Annotated in this window: 15 protein-coding genes and 1 pseudogene; 7 read left to right on the top strand and 9 right to left on the bottom strand. The window is 59.9% G+C overall.

From position 1 onward, the window contains the following. The first annotated feature begins 79 nt into the window (after positions 1–79). Complete coding sequence (locus IB254_RS19530; protein ID WP_008028930.1) at positions 80–958, top strand: DMT family transporter; 879 nt, start codon at positions 80–82, stop codon at positions 956–958. 6 nt (positions 959–964) lie between these two features. Here the strand turns inward: IB254_RS19530 and IB254_RS29935 are convergent, their stop codons facing one another. The 3 genes and pseudogenes from IB254_RS29935 to IB254_RS19540 all read right to left on the bottom strand — a co-directional run bounded on the left by IB254_RS29935 (position 965) and on the right by IB254_RS19540 (position 3,939). Next, positions 965–1,828 (bottom strand): methyl-accepting chemotaxis protein, encoded by an 864-nt coding sequence (locus tag IB254_RS29935; protein ID WP_412548227.1) that lies wholly within the window; start codon positions 1,826–1,828, stop codon positions 965–967. Continuing rightward, positions 1,820–2,623, bottom strand: a pseudogene (locus tag IB254_RS29940) (MCP four helix bundle domain-containing protein); the annotation flags it as partial. The gene IB254_RS29935 and the pseudogene IB254_RS29940, both read right to left, overlap by 9 nt. A 59-nt stretch (positions 2,624–2,682) precedes the next feature. Further along, positions 2,683–3,939 (bottom strand): MFS transporter, encoded by a 1,257-nt coding sequence (locus IB254_RS19540; RefSeq protein ID WP_223414472.1) that lies wholly within the window; start codon positions 3,937–3,939, stop codon positions 2,683–2,685. Between the two features lie 431 nt (positions 3,940–4,370). On the opposite strand from IB254_RS19540, the gene quiC reads away from it, so the two are divergent. Together quiC and IB254_RS19550 are read left to right on the top strand one after the other, a co-directional pair. After that, a complete protein-coding gene (gene quiC / locus IB254_RS19545) occupies positions 4,371–6,272 on the top strand; it encodes a 3-dehydroshikimate dehydratase QuiC (protein ID WP_192418904.1) in 1,902 nt (633 codons plus the stop codon). 102 nt (positions 6,273–6,374) lie between these two features. After that, complete coding sequence (locus IB254_RS19550; protein ID WP_192228022.1) at positions 6,375–7,052, top strand: TetR/AcrR family transcriptional regulator; 678 nt, start codon at positions 6,375–6,377, stop codon at positions 7,050–7,052. Positions 7,053–7,140: 88 nt separating this feature from the next. Here IB254_RS19550 and IB254_RS19555 read toward each other — a convergent pair whose 3' ends face one another. The 3 genes from IB254_RS19555 to IB254_RS19565 all read right to left on the bottom strand — a co-directional run bounded on the left by IB254_RS19555 (position 7,141) and on the right by IB254_RS19565 (position 9,493). After that, complete coding sequence (locus tag IB254_RS19555) at positions 7,141–7,995, bottom strand: shikimate dehydrogenase (RefSeq protein WP_192418906.1); 855 nt, start codon at positions 7,993–7,995, stop codon at positions 7,141–7,143. 5 nt (positions 7,996–8,000) lie between these two features. Further along, positions 8,001–8,441: a type II 3-dehydroquinate dehydratase gene (aroQ, locus tag IB254_RS19560; protein ID WP_192418908.1), complete on the bottom strand. Its 441-nt coding sequence runs from the start codon at positions 8,439–8,441 to the stop codon at positions 8,001–8,003. 140 nt (positions 8,442–8,581) lie between these two features. Continuing rightward, positions 8,582–9,493, bottom strand: a complete 912-nt coding sequence (locus tag IB254_RS19565) for a LysR family transcriptional regulator (protein WP_008028916.1) — start codon at positions 9,491–9,493, stop codon at positions 8,582–8,584. 215 nt (positions 9,494–9,708) lie between these two features. On the opposite strand from IB254_RS19565, the gene IB254_RS19570 reads away from it, so the two are divergent. Then, positions 9,709–10,137, top strand: a complete 429-nt coding sequence (locus IB254_RS19570) for a DUF4160 domain-containing protein (RefSeq protein WP_192418910.1) — start codon at positions 9,709–9,711, stop codon at positions 10,135–10,137. Beyond that, a complete protein-coding gene (locus IB254_RS19575; protein ID WP_192418912.1) occupies positions 10,134–10,580 on the top strand; it encodes a DUF2442 domain-containing protein in 447 nt (148 codons plus the stop codon). The genes IB254_RS19570 and IB254_RS19575 overlap by 4 nt, the downstream gene beginning before the upstream one ends. A gap of 54 nt (positions 10,581–10,634) precedes the next feature. Here IB254_RS19575 and trmA read toward each other — a convergent pair whose 3' ends face one another. Further along, positions 10,635–11,714, bottom strand: a complete 1,080-nt coding sequence (gene trmA / locus IB254_RS19580) for a tRNA (uridine(54)-C5)-methyltransferase TrmA (RefSeq protein WP_192418914.1) — start codon at positions 11,712–11,714, stop codon at positions 10,635–10,637. Next, complete coding sequence (locus tag IB254_RS19585) at positions 11,711–13,006, bottom strand: NCS2 family permease (RefSeq protein ID WP_008028910.1); 1,296 nt, start codon at positions 13,004–13,006, stop codon at positions 11,711–11,713. Before IB254_RS19585 ends, trmA begins: the two co-directional genes overlap by 4 nt. Before the next feature lie 222 nt (positions 13,007–13,228). Between IB254_RS19585 and IB254_RS19590 the strand changes: the two genes are divergently transcribed. Together IB254_RS19590 and IB254_RS19595 are read left to right on the top strand one after the other, a co-directional pair. Further along, positions 13,229–13,675, top strand: coding sequence for a DUF4879 domain-containing protein (locus tag IB254_RS19590; RefSeq protein WP_192418916.1), 447 nt, complete (start codon positions 13,229–13,231; stop codon positions 13,673–13,675). Between the two features lie 66 nt (positions 13,676–13,741). Continuing rightward, a complete protein-coding gene (locus tag IB254_RS19595) occupies positions 13,742–14,293 on the top strand; it encodes a DJ-1 family glyoxalase III (protein ID WP_192418918.1) in 552 nt (183 codons plus the stop codon). 6 nt (positions 14,294–14,299) lie between these two features. Here the strand turns inward: IB254_RS19595 and IB254_RS19600 are convergent, their stop codons facing one another. After that, positions 14,300–15,538, bottom strand: coding sequence for an MFS transporter (locus IB254_RS19600; RefSeq protein WP_192418920.1), 1,239 nt, complete (start codon positions 15,536–15,538; stop codon positions 14,300–14,302). Positions 15,539–15,945 lie beyond the last annotated feature (407 nt).

A 15,945-nucleotide genomic window follows, 5' to 3' on the forward strand; every position in this document is an offset into this window, starting at 1 on the left:
ATAACCCTGTAGGAGCGAGGCTCGGTCTGGGCGGCACTCCGACGAAGCTTTTGACTTTCGATGTAAAAAAGGAATCCCAATGACCGTCAGCACCCCGCTCTCCGGCGTAAACCAACCCTTCAAAGGGATTTTGCTGATCGTCTTCGCCACCTTTCTCTTCTCAAGCCATGACGCCTTGTCGAAATACCTTTCGGGGTTCTACCCGATCGTCATGGTGGTGTGGGCCCGGTATGTGGTTCACACCTTGTTGATGGCCGGGATTTTTCTGCCGCAATCCGGGCTGCGCGTCCTACGCACCAAACGACCGTTGCTGCAGTTGCTGAGGGCGTTGTGCCTGTTGGGCACCAGTCTGTTTTTCACCACCGGCTTGCAGTACATCCCGTTGGCCGAAGCCACCGCGGTCAACTTTCTTGCACCGGTCCTGGTGACTGCGCTGTCGGTGCCGCTGCTGCGTGAGCGCGTCACCCGCGGCCAATGGATCGCGGTGATTTGCGGATTTATCGGCGTGTTGATCATCGTCCACCCCGGTGGTGATCTGTTCACGCCAGCGGTGCTGCTGCCGCTCTGCTCGGCGCTGTTTTTCTGCTTCTATCAATTGCTCACCCGCAAGCTCAGCAGCGTCGACAGCCCGACCACCAGCAACTTTTTCGCCGGGTTGTGCAACACCCTGGTGATGAGCGCGCTGGTGCCGTTCTTCTGGCAAGTGCCGAGCCTTGGGCATGGATTGATGATGGTGGCGCTGGGGGCATGCGGGATGACGGCGCACTTGTTTCTGACTCAGGCATTCCGCTACGCCGCTCCGGCGCTGTTGGCGCCGTTCGGCTATTGCCAGATTGTCTTCGCCGGTTTGCTCGGCTGGTTGCTGTTTTCCCACACGCCGACCCTGACCACGGTGGTCGGGATCGCGGTGATTTGCTGCAGCGGTTTGGCGGCGGCCTGGCAGCAAAGCCGTCGCTGAGCAGGGTCAGAATCTGAAGCGCACCACCAGGTTTTGCAGGCCGGTCGCCAGTTGCGACAATTCCTGGCTGGTGGCGCTGGTCCGGGTCGAGGCGTCGGCACTTTCCAGCGACAGGTCGCGGATGTTCAGCAAGTTGCGATCCACCTCGCGGGCCACTTGCGCCTGTTCCTCTGACGCGCTGGCGATCACCAGATTACGTTCATGGATCTGCTCCATGGCCCGGGTGATTTCTGCCAGTGCCAGACCCGCCTGTTCGGCAATCGACAAGGTATCGGCGACGCGCTGACTGTTGTCGTGCATCGACAGCACCACGCTGTCGGTATCGCCCCGCACCCGGCCAATCATCTGTTCGATTTCGCGGGTCGATTGCTGGGTTCGATGAGCCAGTGCCCGCACTTCATCGGCCACCACTGCAAACCCACGCCCGGCTTCCCCGGCGCGGGCGGCCTCGATGGCGGCATTGAGCGCGAGCAGGTTGGTCTGTTCGGCGATGGCGCGGATCACGTCCAGCACCTTGCCGATTTCCCGGGATTGCTCGGCCAGCGTTTGCACCTGTTGCAGAGCGAGGCCGGCATTGCTGCTCATCGCCTGAATCGAATCCAGTGTCTCAATGACCCGTGTCTGGCCCTGGTTGGCTTGCTGCGTGGACAGGCGAGTGCTGTCGGAAGTCGACACCGCGTTACGTGCGACTTCTTCCACCGCGACCGTCATCTCGTTGACGGCCGTGGCGGCTTGTTCGATTTCATTGTGTTGCTGTTGCAGCCGAGCGGAATCCTGCCGAGTGTTCTGATTCATCTGCAGCGCAGCCGCCGCCAATTGCGTCGAGGTGCCGCTGATCAGTTGCAGGGTTTCGCGCAGGCTGGTTTGCATGGCTGACAAAGCCTTGAGCAAACGTGCGGTTTCATCGCTGCCGTGGCTGTGAATCGGTTTACTCAAGTCCCCGGCGGCGACTTGCTCGGCCACGGCTACGGCCTGACGGATCGGAACGACGATGCTGCGAATCAGCAGCCAGGCCAGGCACAAAGTCAGGAGCGCAACGGCGATCAGCGCACCGATCACGGTGAACTTCACCTGGTTGTAAAGCGAGTCGGCCTGGTTGGCCGACAGGCTGACTTCATTGGCGGCAAGGGCCATCAATTCGGCGAACTGGTCACCGGTCTGGGTCGAGTACTCCTGGATTTTGCCGTTGAGCAGCGCGGTCATGTCTTCGCTGCGGTTCTCCCGCGACAGCGCTTCGTATTGCGCCAACGCCTGACGGTAACGGGTGACGGTGGCGACGAACTTTTCGTACGGCTCCCGGTTGTAATCACCGACCAGCGGGGTGAATTTTTCCAGCGTCTCGCCCAGCCAGCCTTGTACTTGATGCAGGCGTGTGACGGTAGCATCGAGCACTTTGGGGTCGCGGTTGAGGGCCATGCGCAGGCTGAGTACGCGAATGCTCAGGACATAGTCGCGGATTTCACCCAGGTAGCGAACGCTCGGCAGGGAGATGTTTTCCGTGTGCTGGCCGGTGGCGCGGACCTGCGCAACCTGTTTGAGGGCGAACAATCCCTGCAACAGAACCAGCAGGGCGATAACGCCGAAGCTGATCACGGCGCGTTTGGCAATGCTCAAGTGACCTGGGGACATGGTGGGTCTCTGTGGTGTTGAGAAAAAAGGGGGCATTCATAAATCCTGCGCATAAAAAAACGCAGGCCCGGGATCAGGCCTGCGTTTGGGGTGTATCAGTTTTCGACTGTAGGAATCTTGCGCGGCGCCATGAAGTACATCCAGGTCAGCGCGATGAAGTACATCGCCGGAATGATGGTGAACAGCACGGTGTAGTTGTTGTTGGTGATGGTCAGAATGTGGCCGACCAACTGGGTCATGAACATCCCGCCGATCGCGGCGCACATGCCGCCGAAGCCGAACACCGTACTCATCATGTGTTTAGGCGTGTAGTCCATCACCAGGCTCCAGATGTTCGCGGTCCAGGCCTGGTGTGCACCGATGGCCAGGGAGATTGCAAACACCGCCACCCACAGGCTGCTCGAACCGGCGGCCATGACCACGCCGATGATGCAGCAGGCAAACAGGAACATCGACATCAGGCGCGCCTTGATCGGGTTGATCCCGCGGCCGATCAGGAACGAGGACAGGATGCCGCCGCCAACGCTGCCGAAGTCAGCAGTGAGGTAGATGATGATCAGCGGGATACCCATCTGGGTCACGTTGATCCCCAGGTTGTATTGCTGATTGAGGAACGGCGGCAGCCAGTACAGGTAGAACCAGAACACCGGCGCGGTGATCGAGTAGGCGAGGGCGAAGGCCCAGGTGCCACGCATGCGCAGGATTTTGGAGAACGGTACGCGGGATTGTTCCGGTTCGACTTCCTTCTGGATGTAGTCCAGTTCCGATTGTTTAACGCTTGGGTGATCTTCCGGGTTGAAGTACTTCAGGCCCCAGAACAGCAGCCAGATGCCACCCAGCGACGCCATGCACAGGAACGCGGCCTGCCAGCCCCACACATGCAGGATCAGTGGCAGCAGCATCGGGGTGAACATCGCACCGACGTTGGTGCCGGCGTTGAAAATGCCCGTGGCCACGGCGCGCTCGCCGGCCGGGAACCACAACCGCGTGGTTTTCACGCAAGCCGGGTAGTTGGCGGCTTCGGTCAGCCCGAGGATAAAACGGCAGACCATGAAGCCGACCGCTGACGTGGCCAGGCCGTGGGCGCCGGTCGCCAGGCTCCAGAGCAGCACTGCGCAGAAGAACACGCGCTTCACGCCGACCCGGTCGATCAAGCGGCCTTGCAGCACGAAACCGATGGCGTAACCGACCTGGAACCAGAAGTTGATGTTGGCGTAATCCATCGCCGTCCAGCTCATTTCCTTGGCCAGGATCGGCTGCATCACGCCCAGTGCGGCACGGTCGATGTAGTTCAGGGTGGTGGCGAAAAACACCAGCGCCAGCATGCCCCAACGGGTCTTGCCGACGGCCATGGCGCCGCGGATCTTGTCGCCGATGCCACCGACGGCAGGAGTCGTGGAGGAACGCTCCACGGGAGAGCTTTGAGAAGGAGTCATGTAGGCCACCGATTATTTTTATGTGGTGTTCTGAGTCTTGGGTCACCGAGACCGATGGTTGTGACCGGACTCAATGTGTAGTGGATGGTGGGCAGTGGACGAAAAATCGTCAATTCGCCAAAGGCCATTGTGTTCGATAATCGCACGGAAAACTAACCGGATAGTACACTTTGAATTGCTGTGCTCGATACTACAGCCAATAATTTACTCCATGAAAAACGCGGTCCCTGTAGGAGCCGGCTTGCCGGCGATGGTGCCCGCAAGATCGCCATCGCCGGCAAGCCGGCTCCTACAAAAATGCGTGCAATGCCCCTAACAAGATGGTCTCCACCACCGGGAGTCGAAACATGCAGCGTTCCATTGCCACCGTGTCCTTGAGCGGTACCCTGCCGGAAAAACTCGAAGCCATTGCCGCCGCCGGTTTCGACGGGGTGGAGATTTTCGAAAACGACCTGCTCTATTACGACGGCAGTCCTCGGGAAATTAAACAGATGTGCGCCGATCTCGGGATCGCCATCACGCTGTTTCAACCGTTCCGCGATTTCGAAGGCTGCCGCCGCGACCGCCTGCCGCGCAATCTGGAGCGGGCCGAGCGCAAGTTCGACCTGATGCAGGAGCTGGGCACTGACCTGGTGCTGGTGTGCAGCAACGCTTCCGCCGATTCCGTGGGTGATGAGCAAATTCTCGTCGACGATTTGCGTCTGCTGGCCGAACACGCCGGTGCGCGTGGTCTGCGAATCGGTTACGAGGCGTTGGCCTGGGGCCGGCACGTCAACACCTGGCAGCAGGTGTGGAACATCGTTCGCCAGGCGGACCACCCAAGTCTGGGCGTGTTGCTGGACAGTTTCCACACGTTGTCGCTCAAGGGCGATCCGAGTGCCATCGCCGACATTCCCGGCGACAAAATCTTCTTCGTGCAAATGGCCGACGCGCCGATCCTGGCCATGGACGTGCTGGAATGGAGCCGGCATTTCCGCTGCTTCCCGGGCCAGGGCGAATTCGATTTGCCGGGGTTCCTCGCGCCGATCATCAAAAGTGGCTACACCGGGCCGTTGTCGCTCGAGATCTTCAACGACGGCTTCCGCGCCGCACCGCCACGGGCCAACGCCGCCGATGGTTTGCGTTCGTTGCTGTACCTGGAAGAGAAGACCCGCGAGCGGCTGGCACAGGAAACCAAACCTGCGGCCAGCCCGGACATTCTGTTCGAGACGCCGAAGGCCAGTGAATACAACGGCATCGAATTTCTTGAGTTCGCCGTGGACGAAAGCCTCGGCGCCAGGCTTTCTCATTGGCTGGAGCGGCTGGGCTTCGTCAAGGCCGGCCAACACCGTTCAAAAAGCGTGAGCCTGATGCGTCAGGGCGACATCAACCTGATTCTCAACTCCGAGCCCTACTCGTTTGCCCACAGCTTTTTCGAAGCTCATGGCCCGTCGCTTTGCGCCACGGCGGTGCGGGTCAATGACAGCACCAGCGCGCTGGCCCGGGCCGTCGCTTATAAAGGTCAGCCTTATCGCGGACTGGTCGGCCCCAATGAGCTGGAACTGGCTGCGGTGCGCGCGCCGGATGGCAGCCTGATTTACCTGGTGGACCAGGACGCCGACGTCTACGGCACCGACTTCAATCTGCAACCGACGGAAACGGCCAGCGGTGGCCTCAAACGCATCGACCACATGGCCATGGCGCTGCCGGCCGACAGCCTCGACAGTTGGGTGCTGTTCTACAAAAGCCTGCTGGATTTCGAAGCCGATGACGAAGTGGTGCTGCCCGATCCGTATGGTCTGGTAAAGAGCCGGGCACTTCGTAGCCGCGACAGTTCGATCCGCTTGCCGCTGAACATTTCCGAGAACCGCAACACCGCGATCTCACACGCGCTGTCGAGTTATCGCGGCTCTGGTGTGCATCACATCGCGTTTGACTGCGACGATATCTTTGCCGAGGTCCGTCGGGCCAAGGAGGCGGGCGTGCCGCTGCTGGATATCCCGCTCAACTATTACGATGACCTGGCGGCGCGGTTCGATTTCGACGACGAATTCCTCAGCGAACTGGCTTATTACAACGTGCTCTACGACCGTGATGCCCAGGGCGGTGAGCTGTTCCACGTTTACACCGAGCCGTTCGAAGGGCGGTTCTTCTTTGAAATCATCCAGCGTAAAAACGGCTATGCCGGTTACGGTGCGGCGAATGTGGCGGTGCGGCTGGCGGCGATGGCTAAATCCCGCAGCGGCGCCGTTCGTCAGGCGAAGTTGTAGCAATTTCGTAAACGCGAGGTTAAACCGCTGCCGCGCGGCTTCCTTCACTGTGCCGTGCGGCTCATAATCGCCAGCCTGTGCAGTGATGGCCGTGAGCCCGCAATGACAATGACATCAGAACTCTCCGTAGCGCCCGACGAACCCTTGGCCGAGCCACGCAAGAGTCGCAAGAACAACCCGGAAAAGACCCGCGAGAACATTCTTCAAGAGGCCATTGTAGAGTTCGTCCAGCAGGGGCTTTCCGGCGCTCGCGTCGATGCGATCGCCGAGCGTATCCACACCTCCAAACGCATGATCTATTACTACTTCGGCAGTAAGGAACAGCTCTACATCGAGGTGCTGGAGAAGCTCTACGGCGATATCCGCAGCACCGAAAACCGCCTGCACCTGGCCGAACTGGCGCCGGTGGAGGCGATTCGGCGGCTGGTGGAATTCACCTTCGATCACCATGATCGCAATGTCGATTTCGTGCGCATCGTCAGCATCGAGAACATTCACAACGCCGAATTCGTGAAGCGTTCCGATGCGATCAAGGCGATGAACAACACCATTCTTGATTCACTGGGCGTGATATTGCGTCGCGGGGTTGAAGAGGGTGTGTTCCGGGCGGGGCTTGAGCCCCTGGATGTGCATCTGTTGATCAGTTCGTTCTGCTTCTATCGCGTGTCGAACCGCCATACGTTCGGTGAGATTTTTCAGATCGACCTGCCGGACGAAAGCATCAAGCAGCGTCATCGAGAGATGATTTGCGAGTCGGTTTTGCGATACCTGCAGGCCTGACGCCTTCGCGGGCGAGCCTCGCTCCTACAGGTTTTGCGTTGATCTGTAGGAGCGAGGCTTGGTCTGGGCGGCATTCCGACGAAGCTTTTCAGCTATTCATGCTTTGAAAATGCGCCAGCATTCGCTGCGCATCCGGCACCACGCCGCTGAACAATTCAAACGCCTTCACCGCCTGAAACACCGCCATGTTGCCGCCATCCAGTGTGCGGCATCCCAAGGCTCGGGCGTTGCGCAGCAGTTCGGTTTCCAGCGGGAAGTAAACGATCTCCGCCACCCACAACTGTGGCCTTAGCAACTCCACCGGGACCGGCATGCCAGGCAGTTTTTTCATGCCCATGGGCGTGGTGTTTACCAGGCCGTCAGCCTGAGCCAGCGTGTTCGGCAAATCATGACCCGCCACGGCTCGGCCAGCGCCGAAATGCTGATTGAGATTGTCCGCCAGACTCTGCGCGCGACTGATTTCCACATCGAAAATGCTCAACCGCTGTACGCCTTCGCTCAATAGCGCGTGGGCCACCGCCGCACCGGCACCACCGGCGCCCATCTGGACGACATGCTCAAGGGCAACGCCCTGCAAGCCACGGCGAAAACCTTCGGCAAATCCCAGGCAATCGGTGTTGTGGCCGATGCGTTTACCGTCCTTCAACACCACCGTGTTCACCGCGCCGATACCGCGGGCTTCCGGCGACAACTCGTCGAGCAGGGGGATGATCGACTGCTTGCAAGGAAAGGTGATGTTCAGGCCGGTGAAGTTCATACGTTCCGCCGCCATCAACAGGTCGGGCAGGGCGCTGCTGTCGAGTTTCAACTGATCGAGATCGATCAGACGGTAGAGGTAACGCAAACCCTGAGCGTCGCCTTCATGTTCATGCAGTGCGGGCGTACGGGACGCCTGAATGCCGGCGCCGATCAGCCCGGCCAGTACCGCGTTGTTCTGAGTCACGGCGTTCACCCTTTCAAGCGCAGGCTGAAATGCTCCAGCGCCAGGCGATAGCCATGGCTGCCGAAACCGGCCATTACTGCGGTGGCAATGGCTGAAACAAAGGAGTGGTGGCGGAAAGGCTCACGAGCATGGACGTTGGACAGGTGGACTTCGATCACCGGCAATTCGCTGGCGATCAGGGCGTCACGAATGGCGACCGAGGTGTGGGTCCAGGCGGCGGGGTTGATGACGATCCCGGCGCAACGACCGCGGGCGGCGTGAATCCAGTCGAGCAGTTCACCTTCGTGGTTGGTCTGGCGAAACTCCACCGCCAGGCCGAACTCTTCGGCGGCCCGGCCGCACAACGCTGCGATATCCGCCAGGGTTTCGTGGCCGTAAGTTGCCGGTTCACGGGTGCCGAGCAAGTTCAGGTTCGGGCCGTTGAGCACCAGAACGATAGGGTTCATCAGGGTCTCTCCACATATTATTTTTGGCATGGGCTGATATTTCAGCCTGTGGAGATAAATTGTACTAGATGGTTAATTTGGTCAATTGAACAGGCGCCAAGACGGAGGTTTGTGTGCGGTGATCGGACGGTTTCGGCATCTCAACGCGGCAAATGCTCGATCAGAAAATCAATAAACGCCCGTAACCGCAGAGGCACATGGCGGCTTTGCGGGTAAAGCAGGGTGAATGGTCGTGACCGTCCGCCGTAAGGTTTGAGGATTTCCACCAGCGAGCCATCGGCCAGCTCCTTTTCGACGATAAAACGATAAGTCTGGAATAGACCCGCCCCATGTTTGGCCAGGGTCACACCGCCCAGCACGTCGTCGGAACAACTGAGATCACCCTCGGCGAGGATCTCGCGCTGCACGCCATCGTCGTTGAACAGCCAGGCAATCCGCCGACCGCTGCTGGGCAAATCGTACTGGATGCATTCATGATTTTTCAGGTCGTCCAGGGTTTGCGGCGTGCCCGCGCGCTTCAGGTAATCGGGGCTGGCGATCATCACCAGTTGCGCGTCCTCCAATTGTCGGGCGATCAGCCCGGAATCCGGAATCGCTCGCACGCGGATAGCCAGGTCATAGCCTTCACCGACGAAATCGATGTTGCGATTGCTGATGTGCGACTCGACTTTCACCTGCGGAAAACGCTCCCGAAACGCCGGCAGCAACGGCAGGATCCGGTGATGCGCATACGTCGTGGGGATACTGATGCGCAAGGTGCCGGAAGGCTCTTGCTGCTGGCCCATCACCTCGCGTTGGGCCTCGACCAATTGCGCCAGCGCCTGACGACATTCTTCGTAATACCGGCGCCCGCTATCCGTCAGTTTGACGCTGCGAGTGGTCCGCGCGAACAGCCGCACGCCCAGGCGTTCTTCCATGCGCGACACGGACCGACTCACCGCTGCCGGCGTCACGCCAGCGACCAGCGCGGCGGCGGTAAAGCTGCCAGCTTCAGCGGCGAGGCAAAACAGTTCGATGCTGCCGAGCTGAAGATCGTCGAATGTTCGCTGCATGATTGATTACACCGGGGATCAAATGAAGGACTTGATGCAGTGTTTATCAAATTGCGGAAAGGATTGCTTACCATTTTTGCAGCGTATCGCCACGCTCGATGCGAGTTGGAACGCTAGCCTCAAGTTCGGGCGATAACGTGAAGGCTTGCACCGGTTATCGGATTTTCAAGGGAATGACGGGTCATTGAGCTCAACAACCTAACGGATGGGTTAACATGAAATTGTTCAGCTACAAAGGGCTTTCAATGGTGATCATGTTGCGCGATGAACACTGCCCACCGCATACGCATGTAGACGCCGGAGCCTGGAGCGCACGCTTCAAGTTCTGCTTTTGGCACAACGGCGTAGAGCTGTGGGATGTGGTGCCTCATTCCAACCGGCCACCTGCCGCCGTACTGGAAGGCTTGCGTCACGCACTCCGTCAGCCTGCTCATTTGCGTCGTGCCCGTAAGATCTGGTGGGAAAAGCTGCACACGGTCTGCCTCAATCATCAAATATGGGACTGGCAGACCAGCGAAGTCGCCGTGGTGAAAAGGATTGCCAGTGCGACCAACATGATTTATTCGGCTTGCTATGAGCCCGAGACGAACAAGACCTTGCTGGCGCTGTTTGGCGTTTCGGAGGGTGTGGAGATCAAGTTATGAAATCGATAGAGGCGAAAACACTGGCGGATCGGCCTGTGACAGAAGCCGCGCTGGATACGGCCATCCGTCGTGGGCAAGCGCGTCACAAAGGTGGTTTTCAGGTGACGGCCGTGTCCTATGTTGAGCCGTGTCTGGCAGTCAGTTTCGTTGATGGCAGTGGCGTGCTGCTGCCGGTGCAGCACTATCCGGAGTTCGATGGATTCGAGGTCGAGGATTTCGCCGGCCTGAAAGTCGGCTTTTCCGGAACCGCCCTCTGCCATGAGGGCAAGGATTTGCATGTATCCATCGCCGGCATGATCTCGGCGAGCAAGCCGTTGATGGACATGGCCGCCTCGGTCATCGCCTCGCGCAATGGTCGCCAAAGCAGCGCTGCCAAGGCCGAGGCGGCGCGGGCCAATGGTCGCAAGGGCGGACGCCCGCGCAAACCAGAAATCACCGAATGAACGCGCACAAAAAAGCCGTCGTACTGACGGCTTTCTTGTATCAGGCGGTTGCAATCAACGCCGGATCAACAACACCCCGGATTCCATGTGGTGAGTCCACGGGAACTGGTCAAACATCGCGCATTGGCTAATGCGGTGGGTGTCGTGCAGTTGGGCAATGTTGGCCGCGAGGGTCTCCGGGTTGCAGGAGATGTACAGGATATTGTCGAAGCGTCGGGTCAGTTCGCAGGTGTCCGGGTCCATGCCGGCGCGAGGCGGGTCGACGAAGACGCTGCCGAACTCGTAGCTCTTGAGATCGATGCCGTGCAGGCGACGGAACGGGCGCACTTCGTTCAGGGCTTCGGTCAGCTCTTCGGCGGACAGGCGCACCAGCGTGACGTTATCCACCGCATTTTCGCTGAGGTTGCTCAGTGCCGCGTTGACCGAGGTCTTGCTGATCTCGGTGGCCAGCACTTTGCGTACGCGGGTCGCCAACGGCAGCGTGAAGTTGCCGTTGCCGCAATACAGTTCCAGCAGATCGTCCGGGCGGTCGCCGAGTGCGTCGTAAGCCCAGTTCAACATCTTCTGGTTCACGGTGCCGTTGGGCTGGGTGAACGCGCCTTCCGGCTGACGGTAGCTGAAGGTGCGGCCGCCGACTTCAAGTTTTTCGACCACATAATCGTGGCCGATCACTTCGCGTTTGCCTTTCGAGCGACCGATCACGCTGACGTTCAATTCGGCTGCCAGCTTCGATGCCGCCGCGTGCCAGTGTTCATCCAGCGGACGGTGATAGCACAGCGTGATCATTGCATCGCCGGCCAATGTGGTCAGGAACTCCACCTGGAACAGCTTGTGGCTCAGGGCCGCACTGGCTTTCCACGCGGCCTTGAGCTGCGGCATCAGTTGATTGATGCGCAGGCTGGCAATCGGGAACTCTTCGATCAGGATCGGCGTGCGTTTGTCTTCCTGGGAAAACATCGCGTAGTGACGCTCGCCGGCTTCACGCCACAGGCGGAATTCGGCACGCAGGCGGAAGTTCTTCAGCGGCGAGTCGAACACTGCCGGCTCCGGTGCATCGAACGGGGCCAGCAGGTCGCGCAGGCGCGAGACCTTTTCTTCGAGCTGAACGGTGTAAGCCTGGGAATCAAAAGTCATGCGTTGAACCAACCCAACTTGATCACAAACAGAATCGACAGAATCACCAGCGCCGGGTTCAGCTCACGGCCGCGACCGGACAGCAGCTTGATGGCGGTCCAGGAAATGAAACCGAAAGCGATGCCGTTGGCGATGGAGTAAGTGAATGGCATGGCCAGCGCAGTGACCACGACCGGTGCGGCAACGGTGATGTCGTCCCAGTCTATTTCGGCCAGGCCGGAAGTCATCAGGACAGCGACGAACAGCAGTGCCGGCGCCGTGGCAAATGCCGGAACACTGGCGGCCAGTGGCGAGAAGAACAGCGCCAGCAGGAACAGGATCGCCACCACAATGGCCGTCAGACCGGTACGGCCGCCGGCGCTCACGCCCGCTGCGGATTCGATGTAACTGGTGGTGGTCGACGTACCCAGCAACGAACCGGCCATGGCCGCGGTGCTGTCCGCGATCAGCGCGCGGCCCATTTTCGGCATGTGGCCGTCCTTGCCCATCAGGCCGGCGCGCTTGGCGACGCCGATCAGGGTGCCGGAGTTGTCGAACAGGTCGACGAACAGGAAGGCGAAAATCACGCTGACCAGACCGATGTCCAGTGCACCCTTGATGTCCAGTTGCAGGAAGGTCGGCGCCAGCGATGGCGGCATCGACATCACGCCGCCGAACGGGGTGAAACCGAGGGCAATCGACGCAATGGTCACAACCAGAATCCCGATCAGCACCGCACCGCGCACGGCGAGGGCTTCAAGGGCAACGATCAGGGCAAAACCCAGGGTGGCGAGGATCGGTGCCGGTTGTTTCAGGTCACCGAGGCCGACCATGGTCGCCGGATTGCTGACCACGATGCCGGCGTTGTGCAGGGCGATCAGCGCCAGGAACAGGCCGATACCGGCAGCAATCGCCGAGCGCAGCGGCAGCGGGATGCTGTTGATGATCCATTCCCGGATGCGGAAGATCGACAGCAGGAAGAAGCACACTGCCGAGATGAATACCGCGCCCAGCGCCACTTGCCAGGTGTGGCCCATGTGCAGGACCACGGTGTAGGTAAAGAAGGCGTTCAGGCCCATGCCCGGTGCGAGGGCGATCGGGTAGTTGGCGATCAGGCCCATGGTCGTGGAGCCGATGGCGGCTGCCAGACAGGTGGCGACAAACACCGCACCTTTGTCCATGCCGGTCTCGCCGAGGATGCTCGGGTTGACGAACAGAATGTAGGCCATGGCCAGGAAGGTCGTGACGCCCGCAAGAATCTCGGTCCGCACGTTGGTGTTGTGTGCCTTGAGTTGAAACAGCCTTTCCAGCATGTCTGCTCCCCGTGGCGCGCCCGGCGCCGTGAATGTATCGACCTCAACAGCAAAGCACAGACCGCTGCAGGCGCCTGGTAATTTTCTGTGGGTCGGAAAAAGCCGCGCATCATACCAGCCGCGTGGGGTTGTGGCTGCTTATGGTGGTGATCGTCGTCGATGTTTTGCGTTAAAGCCAAGTGCGCCATACTGCGCGCTGGTTTTGGGGGACATGGGGATTGCATGAAAAAGCGTCTGGTTAACGTATTCGCAGTATTGATTGCCTTGATGCTGGGGGCGCAAACCGCTTCGGCTGCCTCGGCGGCGCCGTTGAGCCAGGTCAAGGTGCTCAAGGTCGAGTCGCCGACCTGTGGGTTTGAAGACATCAGCGAAGGCCAGGAAAAGACCCGTTGCGATCACAGCGGTCCGAGCATCAAGATCTACGTGCTGGAAGTCGGCTATGGTCGCAAGGCGCAAGTCGGGCTGGACGGTTTCGATGTGGACGGTACCCGGACCCCGGTCTGCGCCTTTGATAACGGCAATCTGACCGAATGCACAGTCGGTAGTAAAACAGTCGGCTATCTGTATGTCTTCGATCTGGCTGGCAAGCAGGAAGGCACGTTCACCTTCAGCAACACGTCGATCAATGCGCCGGGTAATACGCTGTCGACGCAGCTTTACATCAAGTAACGGCCGGCTCGAACAAGGGTCAGGAAAGCTGACTACGCTTTAAAGATCATTCTGTGGATTGCGCCCATGACCTTTAGAGCCCTGATTACCCTCGCCGAGGGCATCGATGACCTGCAAACCGTGACGCTGATCGATGTGCTGCGCCGCGCCAAGGTTGAAGTGGTGGTGGCCAGCATCGAAGGCCGGCGCATGCTCACCTGTGCCCGCGGCACCCGCGTGACGGCCGATGCAATGCTGGTGGATTTGCTGGCCCAACCGTTCGACCTGGTCGCGCTGCCTGGCGGTGCCGTCGGCGCGCAACATCTGGCCGGCCATCAACCTTTGCAGCAATTGATCAAGGATCAGGCGGCAGCCGGCCGTCTGTTCGCCGGCATCGCCGAAGCCCCGGCCCTGGCACTTCAGGCCTTTGGCGTCCTGCGTCAACGGCGGATGACTTGCCTGCCTTCGGCCAGTCATCAGCTTTTGGGCTGCAACTTCGTTGATCAACCGGTGGTGGTCGACGGCAATTGCGTTACTGCGCAAGGTTCGGCGGACGCACTGGAGTTTGCTCTGACGTTGGTGGAACAACTTTGCGGCAAGGCCACGCGGGCGACGGTGACGAGGGAGTTGGTGGTTTAACGAATGTCAGGCCGTCGTTTCTTCCGCCGGCAAATGCATGCGATCCCGGTTGGCCAGGGTCGGAAACAGTTTGATCCAGACTCCGGTCACCACCAGCGTGCCGATACCACCCATGACCACCGCCGGCACGGTGCCGAACCAATGGGCGGTGAGACCGGATTCGAACTCGCCCAACTGGTTCGAGGCACCGATGAACAGGCCGTTGACGGCGCTGACCCGGCCACGCATTTCATCCGGGGTTTCCAGTTGCACGAAGGACGCGCGGATCACCATGCTGATCATGTCTGCTGCGCCCAACACGACCAGCACCGCCAGCGAGAACCAGAATGAAGTGGACAGGCCGAACGCAATGGTCGCGACGCCGAATACACCGACGGCGGTAAACATCACCCGACCGACCTTGCGATCCACGGAGAACCGCGCCAGCCACAGCGACATCAGCAACGCGCCCACTGCCGGAGCCGAGCGCAACAAGCCCAGGCCCCATGGCCCGGTCAGCAGAATGTCCTTGGCAAACACCGGCAGCAAGGCCGTCGCGCCGCCGAGCAGCACGGCAAACAGATCCAGAGAAATCGCCCCGAGAATGTCCGGCCGACTGCGAATGAAGCGGATACCCGCCAGCAGCGAATCCAGGGTGGCCTTGCCTTTGTTCAACGGCGTTTGCCGCGCGGGCAGGTTGAGCATCAGCAGGCAGGCAATCACATAGAGAATCACGGTCGGGCCGTAGACCCAGGCGCTGCCAAAGGCATACAGCAAGCCGCCGAGGGCCGGCGCGACGATGGTCGCCGATTGTTGGGCGGACTGTGCCGCGGCCACGGCGCGGGGGAACAGCGCGGTGGGAACGATACTTGGCAGCAGCGCCTGGGTGGTCGGCATCTCGAAGGAGCGCGCGGCGCCGAGCAGAAACGCGAGGATGAAGATCATTTCCCGAGTGACATGGCCGGTGGCGCCGCCAATCGCCAGGGTCAAGGCAATCAAGGCTTGCAGCGACTGACAGATCGCCGCGACTTTACGCCGGTCGTAGCGGTCGGCGACATGCCCGGTGTGCAACATGAACAGCACGCGCGGGGCAAACTCCACCAGACCGACCAGACCCAGATCCAGCACGTTGCCGGTCAGTTGGTAGAGGTTCCAGCCGATGGCCACGGTGAGCATCTGAAAGCCGCTGGCGGTAAATACCCGAGCCAGCCAGAACGCGATGAAAGGGCGGTGATGACGTAACAGCAAAGGCGCTTGGCTGGGCATCGGAGGCAGATCTTGAGCGAGGGGAGGCCCGAGATTATCACCAACCTGTAACCAGAAGTTGCAGAGGCGGGAAATTTAGTTAGCTAGACACCGATCCAGAAAACCCTGAAATCCCTTGTGGGAGCGAGACCGGCTTGCCGGCGATGGAGTCGGCACATTCAACATAAAGGTGACAGACAGACCGCTTTCGCCGGCAAGCCGGTCTCGCTCCCACAGGAATGTGTTGCCAGCTATGACTGTGGCTATGAGGCAACCTGTCACGCGGCAAAAGACCACACCGTCCATCGCCAAAAACCGGACTACTCTTTTACCCATGCTTGATCCAGATCAAGGCCTTTGTGGAATTGATCTGGTGGCCAGATGGCCGAATTCCCTACGTGTGATGTTTGTAAAAAGAAGAACGAATT

Origin of the sequence: Pseudomonas sp. PDM03, assembly GCF_014852385.1 — a bacterium.
GTDB classification, from domain to species: Bacteria; Pseudomonadota; Gammaproteobacteria; order Pseudomonadales; family Pseudomonadaceae; genus Aquipseudomonas; species Aquipseudomonas migulae.